We start from the raw sequence: 10,587 nt of genomic DNA on the forward strand, positions 1-10,587 counted from the left end.
GGATTTCCCGACCCTAAACTGGCCCCCATAAAAGAATTTTGCAGGGCTTACCGCGGCCAGTTAACAAGAAGCGGGCTATATAATAAGTTTGGCCGTTACAGTTATCCCGATGGGCCGGATTATTATAGAGAAGCGTTGTCCGCTTACCTGAATGATACCAGAGGACTGAGAACTACTGCCAAAAATATCCTGTCAGTAAGAGGCACCTTAATGGGCATCAATCTCGTTTGCAACGGGTTGATAAACCCGGGAGATGTGGTGGTTTCAGGTATTCCGGGCTGGAAGAGGGCCGAGCTTAATTTTGCCCACGCCAAAGCTAAACACCTAACCATACCTGTTGATGAAAATGGTTTGGTCGTAGACGCATTAAAGAAAATATGCCGCAAAACGAAAGTAAGAATGGTATATGTAACCCCCCACCACCATTATCCCACCACGGTATCCCTGCGTATTGACAGGCGTTTAGAGTTGGTGCGGCTGGCCAATGAATACGGATTTATTATCCTGGAAGATGATTATGATTACGACTTTCACTACAAACACCGGCCCTTGCAACCCCTTGCCAGCGCCGATGAAAACGGGATGGTAATTTACTGCGGTTCCTTTAGCAAAAGTTTTTCCCCTGCCTTCCGGATGGGCTATTTGGTAGCATCGGAGAATGTAATTGAACATCTTGCGCAGGTACGTGTGCTGTTAGACCGGCAGGGCGATCATATTATGGATAATGCAATGGCCGGGTTGCTGCATGATGGTACTATACAGCGCTATCTCAGAAAAACCCTGGCTGTTTACCACGAAAGGAGGGACCTTTTTTGTTCACTACTGAAAAGTGAGCTGAACGATGCAGTTAATTTTACCGTTCCTGAAGGTGGAATGACCGTTTGGACAACATTTGCAAGACCGGTTAACCTGGAAAAATTGTCGAAAGCAGCCTATGCGCAAGGCTTGTACATTTCAGATGGAAAAGCACATCAATACCCTGACTATAATGCAAATGCCATCCGGCTTGGTTTTGCCTCATCTTCAAAAGAAGAATTAGTTAAAAGCGTGGAAATTCTAAAAAGCATATGCCGGCACTAAAATCATCATAGATGCAGTGCCCCCAGATTACAGAGGGCACTGCAAACTACAATTAATACAACCTGTAAAACAGTGTTTTGCCATTACCGGCGCCGGTGCTGCCGGTAATAGTAATATGACCGGTATTCCCGTTCCCATCATAGCCGGAGGCCATGTTATAGCTGGATGTGCAGTTCGTTACAGTATGCGGCACATTCTGTCCGGAGCTGCCCAGCTTAAAGCCGTTGCCATCACCGTTGCCGCCATACCCGTTGTTGGTAGCAGTACAATTCGTGATCGTAACGGTAGAGGGCTGTCCGTACAGGTCCCAGCCGTCATCTGAATTGTGGTTGGCTGTGCAGTGATCAAACTTGTTGCCTGCACCTGCTGATAATTTGCAGGCAAAACCATCTGCATTTTCACCACCGTTCTGCGTATCGTAATTGTCATTGGACTTACAGTAGCTCACGTTGTTGTGATGCGACTGGTTGTAGATCTGCAAACCGGAATCGTGATTGCCGGAAGTAGTAACGTTATACACGTAGTTATAACCGCCATACTGGAATACCAGCCCGCAATCAGGAGCATTCTTAATAGTCATGTTAGTAATGTTCCAGTGTGCTGCCTACTCAAAAAATGGTACTCCCGGTATAGCATATTTTTTCATACCGGCTTCATTGATCTCCACACCAATACCCGGTTTATCCGATACTGTTATAAAGCTATCTTTCACCCATTCGCCATCATAGGTAACGATCTCTTTAAACATAGGCTGTGTATGAAAATAAGATTGCCATTCCATGATCATGAAATTGGGTACGGATGCACAAACATGCGCACAGGCCATGGCCCCCAGGAAAGAGGCTACCATGTGGGGTGCAAAAGGTACATAATATAAATTGGCCAGGTTGGCAATGCGCTGTCCTTCTCCCAGCCCGCCGCATTTTTGCAGATCCGGCATTACAATATCCACGGCGCCTGTTTCCAGCATTCTCCGGAAACCATAGGCCAGGTAATGGTTTTCACCGGCGCAAATAGGTGTGCTGGTCGATTCCGTGATGAGCTTATAGGCCTCTACATTCTCAGCCGGTATCGGTTCCTCCAGCCACATCAGGTTCAGGGGCTCCAGTCTTTTTGCAATAGCCTGTGCGGTCACTGCATCATACCGCCCATGCATGTCGGCGCAGATATCAATTTCAGGGCCTACGGCCTGGCGGGCGGCACTTAGCTGGTCGTACATGCGTTGCAGTTCGGCCGGGCTGGCAGTCCAGTTGTACCGGTCGTATTTGTTTGGATCATTGGCCTGGTCCAGGTCGAACTTAATAGCATTGAAGCCCATACTTTTTGCTTTCGTGGCTGCTTCCGCAAAATCCGAAGGTTTAGGCAGGCGTTGCTGGTACAAGGCAGTATCACAGTATACACGCACCTTATCACGGAACTTGCCGCCCAGCAGCTGGTACACGGGCAATTGCAGCGCCTTGCCGGCCAGGTCCCACAAAGCTGCTTCTATAGCTGATAATACGGCTACATACATGCCTGATTGTGCTCCCTGGAAGAAACCCGATTTGCGGATGTCTTCAAACAGGCGGTTTACATTCAAAGGGCTTTGTCCTTTGATGCGCTCACCAAAATTCTTTACCAGGTAATAGGTGCCGGGAATGGCATCCACACCTTCGCCGCATCCCCAGATACCCTGGTCGGTATATATTTTTACAAACAGGCTGCCCCTGATGTAACCGCATTTCACATCCGTGATCTTAAGGTTGGAAGGAGCGGAGGCTTTGGGCGCGCGGTTTATGGCTTGTTCATATCCATGTCCAAAAGCAGGCAAAGCGGTCAGGGGGGCCATAGCAGCTGCGATGGCAGCTTTGGTTATGAAAGATCTTCTTGATGTTGGATTGGTCATTATAGCGTGTTTTTTGGGTTTACCATGTTCTTCCTTTCAAAAATTCCTGTATCTGGCTGCTGGATACAGGCAGCTCGTTGATATGTTCGTTGAGCCATTTAGAAAAATCCCTTTCTATCTCATCGCTCCAGCGTGAGTCTATCTGTCCGGGTGTATATTTTCCCGCGCGCAGCCGCTCGTGGCCGAACATATCGCGCAGGCGCACGATCTCGGAGGTTACCACCACTTTTTGTACCAGCTGCGGAGGAATGAAGATCACGCCGCCATCCCGCCCCAGCACCACATCGCCGGGCATTACAGTTGCCTTGCCTATGCGTGTGGGCTGGTTAATGCCGGCAAGCGTGGTATTTAATTCGCCCGCAGGATTATTCAGGTGGTGCGATGGATGGTAGCTGCGGAAAAAAGAAGTAAAGGAGCCGATCTCTTTTAATCCTTTGATATCACGGATAGCGCCATCGTATATGATACCGTTGCCGGTTTTGGCATAAATGGAATTGCCGAGATTATCTCCTACTGTGGGACCATCTTCATAAGCATCAAACTGGTCCACCACATATACATCGCGCTTCACCAGCAGGTCAATAGGCCAGGAGTTTTGCGATTTCACTCTTTTATCACGCACGCCAAACTGGTCTATGACGCGGTGCAGGTCCGGGCGGCCCGGCACAAAGGTGGCGGTAACGGCGCGGCCTACCAGCACACTGTCGGGGTTAATGGTTTGCCATTCGCCTTCATACTGGTGCTTGTAATTTTCGTTGCGGAGCACGGCCCATGCTTCTTCCAGGGTTACCAGCTTCATACGGTCCAGCAGGCTGTCAGGTACTTTGGGCCTGCCATCGGCAAAGCGTTCGCCTTTCCATTCAGGTGTAAGTGCAATAAGCTGCTCGCGGCTGATCTGCTGCGCTTTTAATGAGCCGTATACCCAAAACAGTAATACGGCTGTCAGCCAATATTTTGATCTGTGCATATTAATGGGTTTATAATGGTGAAGATGATTGTTGTGTATCTTTTTCAGGTGGATGATTATGCCACCAGCTGGCGAGGGAAGAGCCGGTGATATTCATTACAGGTCCAAAAATGGCAGGCGCCAGTCCGGCAGTAGCCATCTTGCCCATGGTTAACGCCAGCCCGGAAGCCAGTCCTGCATTCTGCATGCCTACTTCCAGGGCAATGGTGCGGCAATCCCGTTCATGAAAACGCAGCAGCCTGCCCGACCAGTACCCCATGCAGTATCCCAGCACGTTATGGAAAATGGTAGCTACCAGCAATAGAACGCCTACCTGTAACAGGTTATCCCTGCCGGCTGCAGTAATGATAACCAGGATAATGGCAATGCCGGCCATGGATAACAGGGGCATGGCCTTATCGAGCCATTTGAATTTACCATGCACCAGGTAATGAAAAGCCAGGCCTGCTGTTATGGGAATGATCACGATCTTGGTAATATCCCAGGCCATATCCCAGAAGTTAATGTTCACAAAGCTGCCACCCAGCAATTGCATAAGCAGGGGCGTTAAAAAGGGCGCCACTACAGTAGAAATAGTAGTAACGGATACGGATAAGGCCAGGTTGCCTTTGGCCAGGTAACACATTACATTGGAGGCCAGCCCGCTGGGGCAGCAGCCTACGAGTATGATGCCCGCAGCAATTTCATTGGGAAATTTGAACAGGCTGGCCAGGGCAAACCCTATCAGCGGCATGATCATGTAATGACATACCACTCCTACAATAATGCCTTTGGGCATGCGGATAACATTGGCAAAATCTTTCAGGCTTAATTCCGTGCCCATGCCAAACATGATGATCTGCAAAAGGGGAATGATCAATCCCGATAGCTTGAAGCTGCCGATGGTTTTAAAATGCCAGGGATAATACATGGCCAGGCTCACCACCGCTATAACCATTAAGGTAAAAGAAAGGCCTTTGAGCAGCGCATGTTGCCGGAAAGCCAGCGCCAGGCTCAGAAAGAACAACAATAAGATCCAGCCGCCCCATTGATGTTGCTGCAGCAGGGCCAGCACAATGTAAATAATTAAGCAAACAGCGGATGCCAGATAATAGACCGTGGAACGCTTCATACGGTAACAGGTTTAATGGCAGCATATTTCTGCTGCAGGTTTCCAATGGCCTCAAATTCATCAAACAATTTAGTGCTCAGCTTTTCAAAGATGCCGAAGTAGTCGGCATACATGGCATGATGCTGTTGATCCGGTTCATACATATCGGGCAGCTCCACAATGCGGGCCGCTTCATCCAGCGATCTGTAAAGGCCCATTTCAGTAGCGCTCAGTAGCCAGGCGCCAAAGCTTACGCTGTGAAATTCCCGCCGCAGGTGTACGGGTTTATTGAACATATCGGCAATGATCTGGGTGCAGAAAGGAATAGTACCGAAGCTGCCGTTCACCGAAAGGCTTTTGATGGTGCGTTGCTCACCAAGGCTTTTACCAATGCTGTAGATCTCATACAATATACCTTCAATGGTAGCGCGTATAAAATGTTTGCGTTCATGTTTAATGTTCAGCCCAAAATAGGTGCCCCTGGCATTAGCATTCCAGATGGGGGCGCGTTCACCCAGCAAATAGGGCAGGAACAACAATCCGTCCGAGCCTGCCGGTACTTTTGATGCTTCTTCCAGCAGCAGCTGCATGCTGTCTGCTATATCAAAGGGCTTCGTGAAATCGCCGAACTGCCGGGCAAACCAGTCAAAGATATTTCCGCCGTTATTAGTAGGCCCGCCGCTTACATAACAATCGTCGGTAAGCAGGTAATTGAAGAAGCGCATTTGATCATCTTTCAATACGGTGGGGCCCATTACCCGTACCGCCCCGCTGTCTTCAATGGTAATGGTGGCTTGGCCTTCTCCTTTTACACCGTCGCCCAGTGTGGCCAGGCAGCCATCACTGGAACCGATAAGTATTTTTACGTCGGCAGGCAGGCCCAGTGATTGCTGGTAAGCCATTTTCAGCTTGCCGGCTGTAGTAAATATAGGCGCCAGCTCAGGCAGCTGGGCCGCTGTAATGCCCGCATACTGCAAAGCATCTGCTTCCCATGCAACAGTATGTATGTTCAGCAAGCCGGTAGCAGATGCAATACTATAATCTATCAGGTACTTACCTGTTAGCTGGTGAATGATATAACTTTTTATGGAAAGGAATTTACTGGTTTGTTTGAACCGTTCTTTATCCCGGTTCTTTAGCCACGCTATTTTCAGCAGGGGCGACATGGGGTGAATGGGGGTGCCTGTGGCTGCATACAGGGCGGCGCCGGACGCTGAGCGGCGCAGCTCCAGCGCTTCTTTCTTGGCGCGGTTATCGGCCCAGGTAATGGCATTGCCAAGCGGGTTGCCATTTTTGTCCACCGCCAGTAAGCTATGCATGGCGGCGCTGAAACAAATGCAGGCTACTTTATATTTTTTCGGGTAAATGTATTGGTTCAGCAGGTTCTTTATCACATACAGGGTGGTAATAAAGATCTGCTCAGGATCCTGCTCACTATGATCGGGATCAGTATGAAATGTAGGATAATGGCCTTTCATCGAATGGAGGACGTGGCCGTTGAGGTCAAAGGCAAAAACCCTTACCCCGTTTGTTCCCAGCTCAATGGTAATGATACATTCCATGTCTATCGTAATTATTTGTTCTGTAAATGATTTTTTCTGAAGTCACTGGGCCGGTAACCGGTCAGTTTTTTAAAGGTGGTGGAAAAATGTTGCGACGAATAGAAGCCGGTATCCAGCGCTATATCCGTTACGCTGATATCCGGCCGCTTTAACAGCTTGATGGCTTCTGAAATGCGGATGTTGATCAGGTAATTGATGGGTGAAAAACCGGAATAGCTTTTTACACGCTCTGTAAACAGGGTAGTGCCCATCCCAACCAGCGCCGCCATTTCTTCTACCGTCCATTGATAGCTCAGGTCCCGCCGCAGGGCCTCTTCAAGGTGCATGAATGTTTTTGGAAAGTCGCGGCAGGGATTGTTTTGCGTGGTCATGTGCCGGGTGATCTGTATCAACAGCTCGTCAAGCTGGTGATTGACCCGCGTTTGATAGCCTATTTCATGACCGGACAATTCTGCGTGTATGCATTTGAGTATTTTACCTGCTTCATTGAACCGGGATAGCACGGGCGTGTAGTTTAATAATAATATTTTACCGATAGCGGCGCCTTCGCTTTCCGACAGGCCGCTCCACTTGCCAGGCAGCAAATGGCCGTTCCCCAGCTTTTGCATGCTGATATGCAGCCAGGAAAAGGAGCCGATCTCCAATACACCGTCATCACTGCCAAACAGTACGCCGGGTAATATCAGCGCCACATCGCCCGGGTATAGCACATACGGCTGATGATCGATGCGCCATCCGAACTTGCCTTCTGTTATATAATACAGGCGTATATCGTCTGTGGCTGTGCTAAGGAACGTGTTGAGCTGAATAGCGCCATTCTTTTTTATGCCCAGTTCAGAAATATGCGGGAACAACCTCAATTCTGCCGATTTGCCGCGTTGTAGTACAAATTGATGCATATGGTTTTATCTAAATGCGGGGAATCAGTTTCATTCGTGGAATACTGTATAAAGAAAAGAAATTTATTCATCAGAGATGTACAAAATTCAACACTGTTCTATTTTGGAAGTTTTTCAGTGTAATACCGGATAATTTGTTGTGCGAACTTACCTTAACAACATCCCGTTATGAAAATACACATCAACGCCAGGCGTCCCTGCCTGACCAGCCTGCGGCTGCTTTTAATTCTTCTTTTATTGCGGTCCGCCGCCTATGCACAAACAGTTACGGGTACAGTGACAGATGAAAAAGGTGTAAAACTTTACCGTGTTTCTGTGGGCGTAAAAGGAACCACACACGGAACCACCACTGATACCGATGGCAAATACAGCATTCCGGCTGCCGGCAATGCCACGCTGGTATTCAGCTCAGTGGGATATAAAACAATTGAAATGGGGGTTGCGGGGCGTACGGCGCTGGATGTAACCCTGATGGAGGAGAACCAGAGCCTGGGCGAGGTGGTGGTCACCGCCCTGGGCATCAGAAAGCAGGCCCGTAGCCTGGGATATTCCGCCACCAGCGTTAAGCCCGAAGAGCTGACGGTGAACCGCACCAGCAACGTAATGAATACCTTACAGGGTAAAGTGGCGGGCCTGAATATTTCATCGCTGGGCACAGGCCCCGGTGGTACCTCCAAGATCCGTATCCGTGGCCAGTCATCCCTTTCAGGGCAAAACAACCCGCTGATCGTTATCAACGGCGTACCTATTGATAATACTAACTTCAACGACAATATTATTTCAGGAAATGTAAAAGAGGGCGGGGTGTTTGCAGATGGGGGAGATGGTTTATCGAGCATAAACCCGGATGATATAGAAAGCATGACCGTTTTAAAAGGCGCGCCGGCATCGGCGCTGTACGGCTCACGCGCTAAAGATGGCGTGATCATGATCACCACTAAAACAAAAGGAAAAACAAAAGGTATTGGCGTTACCTATAACCTGAACTATACCAATGATACCCCATTGGACTTTACCGATTACCAGCGCGAATATGGCCAGGGGGAGGGCGGCGTTCGCCCTACTACGCCCAATCCTACTTCGGGGCAGTGGTCGTTCGGAGAAAAATTTGCACCCGGCATGACGCAGGTGCTGTTCAATAATTTAACGGTTCCATACGAGCCGCAGGGCAGCCGCATTAAAGAGTTTTACCGTCATGGCCAGAATGTTGCCAACACGGTAGCCTTTGAAACCAGCAATGATAAAGGCGGCCTGCGCCTGTCGCTGAACAATACGGATAACAGGGGCATCATGCCCAATAATACCTTCAACCGTAAGTCCATGAACCTGGGCTTCAGCTACAACCTGGTTGAGCAGCTTGTGCTATCCGGTAATATCAACTATTCCAGGGAAGTAAATAAGAACCCGCCGAATATTGCTAACCAGGATAATTCCATTCCTACTTCTTTAATGGCGATGTCGACCTCCATGCCGCTAAGTGTGCTCAATGAGAACAAATACAACGCGGCAGGCAATGAATATCCGTGGTCCAGGTTCACGAACCGCACCAACCCGTATTGGGTGCTGGCGGAGCAGTTCCACAACATTAAACGCGACCGCATCTTTGGCAATGTAGCGTTGAAATATAACGTTCTGCCATGGTTAAGTGTACAGGGCCGCGTTGGGCAGGATTACTGGTCGCGCGATGAAGATGTAAATAACTTCCCAACCGGTCAGGCTTCCAGGGCGGCAGCGCCTCCCGGTTTCGTGAACGGTATATATACACAGGAATCACGCCGCTTCCGGGAAACCAACATGGATTTCCTGGTGAATGCAAACCGGCAGTTCGGTGATCTTGGATTGAACCTGAATGCCGGGGGCAACCGCATGCGCAAAAGGGCCGACATCAATAGAGTGGTAGTAACCGATTTTATCATCAGGGGTTTGTATACGGTGCAGAACGGGCGCGGAAAAGATCCGGTGTATACGCTCACGGAACAGGGTGTGAACTCGCTTTATAGCTCCGCGGAGCTGAACTGGAAACAAACGTTTTATTTAACCGGCACCGTGCGTAACGACTGGTTCTCTACACTGTCTCCGGACAACAGAAGCATTTTATATCCATCCGTTTCCGGCAGCTATGTGTTCTCAGAACACTTGCCTGCATTAAGCTGGCTGAACTTCGGTAAAGTGCGGCTGGGTTATGCGGAGGTAGGCAGCGACGGTGACGTAGCGCCTTATTCGGACCGGCTGTTCTATCTGCCGAACCCCAATTTTATTACCAATCCCAATGGGGTACCGGTACCGGTAGGCACCAGCACTATCAGTAACGGTGTTACCGGCACCACCTTGCCCAATCCCCGGCTAAGACCCAGCCGTGTGGCGGAAACAGAGGTGGGGCTGGAATTACGTATGTTCGACAGCCGTGTAAACCTGGACCTGGCAGCTTACCGGAAGATCACGAGCGATCAGATAGTACTGGTGCAGATCTCAGATGCATCCGGTTATTTCAATACACCCATCAACAGCGGCAAAAGCCGCAATAAAGGGTTTGAGGCCCTGTTAAACCTGGTGCCCGTAAGAAGCGGAAAGTTCAATTGGGAATTTACGGCCAATACATCGTACAACATTACTAAAGTGCTGAGCATTGTTACCGACAAACCAGGTGAGCGCATTACTACGGGCACGCATGTATTTAATGGTGAAACCCGGCAGGTGGTGGGGCAGGAGATAGGCCAGATAGCCGGTTACGGGTATGCGCGGAATGAAAAAGGACAAATGATCTTTCAGTCGAACGGTTTGCCCCAGCGCACACCCGACTTTGTATTGTTTGGCAGCGCCCTGCCCAAATGGGTAGGTGGTTTCCTTAATTCCTTTAATTACAACGGCATTACGCTAAATGTGCTCGTTGATTATAAGCTGGGAAATAAAGTACTGTCAGGCACTAACTTCAACGCCGTGCGGCACGGCCTGCACAAAATGACGCTGGAAGGCCGTGAATCCGGAGTGAAAGGTAAGGGAGTGGATGCCAGCGGCAATCCGAACGAGGCGGTGGCCTCGGCACAAACCTATTGGGAGCATCTTCGTACACAGCAGATCGTGGAAGCAGTTGTTTATAATGGCGG

8 protein-coding genes are annotated in these 10,587 nt (G+C 49.4%); 2 read left to right on the plus strand and 6 right to left on the minus strand.

The window, feature by feature from the left end; genetic code table 11:
- Positions 1-1,080: PLP-dependent aminotransferase family protein (locus tag VIM87_RS11245; protein WP_331997085.1), on the plus strand; the 1,080-nt coding region annotated here is incomplete at its 5' end.
- Positions 1,081-1,132: 52 nt separating this feature from the next.
- Here the strand turns inward: VIM87_RS11245 and VIM87_RS11250 are convergent.
- Genes VIM87_RS11250 through VIM87_RS11275 form a run of 6 tightly spaced genes read right to left on the minus strand, consistent with a single transcriptional unit; the run spans position 1,133 to position 7,483 of the window.
- A complete protein-coding gene (locus tag VIM87_RS11250) occupies positions 1,133-1,669 on the minus strand; it encodes a hypothetical protein (RefSeq protein WP_414649624.1) in 537 nt (178 codons plus the stop codon).
- Between the two features lie 15 nt (positions 1,670-1,684).
- Complete coding sequence (locus tag VIM87_RS11255) at positions 1,685-2,965, minus strand: mandelate racemase/muconate lactonizing enzyme family protein (RefSeq protein WP_331997087.1); 1,281 nt, start codon at positions 2,963-2,965, stop codon at positions 1,685-1,687.
- 19 nt (positions 2,966-2,984) lie between these two features.
- Positions 2,985-3,932, minus strand: coding sequence for an RraA family protein (locus VIM87_RS11260; RefSeq protein ID WP_331997088.1), 948 nt, complete (start codon positions 3,930-3,932; stop codon positions 2,985-2,987).
- Positions 3,933-3,942: 10 nt separating this feature from the next.
- Positions 3,943-5,043 (minus strand): bile acid:sodium symporter family protein, encoded by a 1,101-nt coding sequence (locus VIM87_RS11265; RefSeq protein WP_331997089.1) that lies wholly within the window; start codon positions 5,041-5,043, stop codon positions 3,943-3,945.
- Entirely contained in the window at positions 5,040-6,584 is a 1,545-nt protein-coding gene (locus tag VIM87_RS11270) for a gluconokinase (protein WP_331997090.1), read from the minus strand. The genes VIM87_RS11265 and VIM87_RS11270 overlap by 4 nt, the downstream gene beginning before the upstream one ends.
- 11 nt (positions 6,585-6,595) lie before the next feature.
- Positions 6,596-7,483, minus strand: coding sequence for an AraC family transcriptional regulator (locus tag VIM87_RS11275; RefSeq protein WP_331997091.1), 888 nt, complete (start codon positions 7,481-7,483; stop codon positions 6,596-6,598).
- Between the two features lie 168 nt (positions 7,484-7,651).
- Here VIM87_RS11275 and VIM87_RS11280 point away from each other — a divergent pair.
- A partial coding sequence (locus VIM87_RS11280; RefSeq protein WP_331997092.1) for a SusC/RagA family TonB-linked outer membrane protein occupies positions 7,652-10,587 on the plus strand: 2,936 nt, incomplete at its 3' end.

The organism is Chitinophaga sp. (assembly GCF_036569125.1).
Lineage (GTDB): Bacteria > Bacteroidota > Bacteroidia > Chitinophagales > Chitinophagaceae > Chitinophaga.

Coding starts and splice junctions, on each gene's coding strand:
- VIM87_RS11265 (WP_331997089.1), bottom strand. CDS start 5,043: ATGAAGCGTTCCACGGTCTATTATCTGGCATCCGCTGTTTGCTTAATT.
- VIM87_RS11275 (WP_331997091.1), bottom strand. CDS start 7,483: ATGCATCAATTTGTACTACAACGCGGCAAATCGGCAGAATTGAGGTTG.
- VIM87_RS11260 (WP_331997088.1), bottom strand. CDS start 3,932: ATGCACAGATCAAAATATTGGCTGACAGCCGTATTACTGTTTTGGGTA.
- VIM87_RS11270 (WP_331997090.1), bottom strand. CDS start 6,584: ATGGAATGTATCATTACCATTGAGCTGGGAACAAACGGGGTAAGGGTT.
- VIM87_RS11255 (WP_331997087.1), bottom strand. CDS start 2,965: ATGACCAATCCAACATCAAGAAGATCTTTCATAACCAAAGCTGCCATC.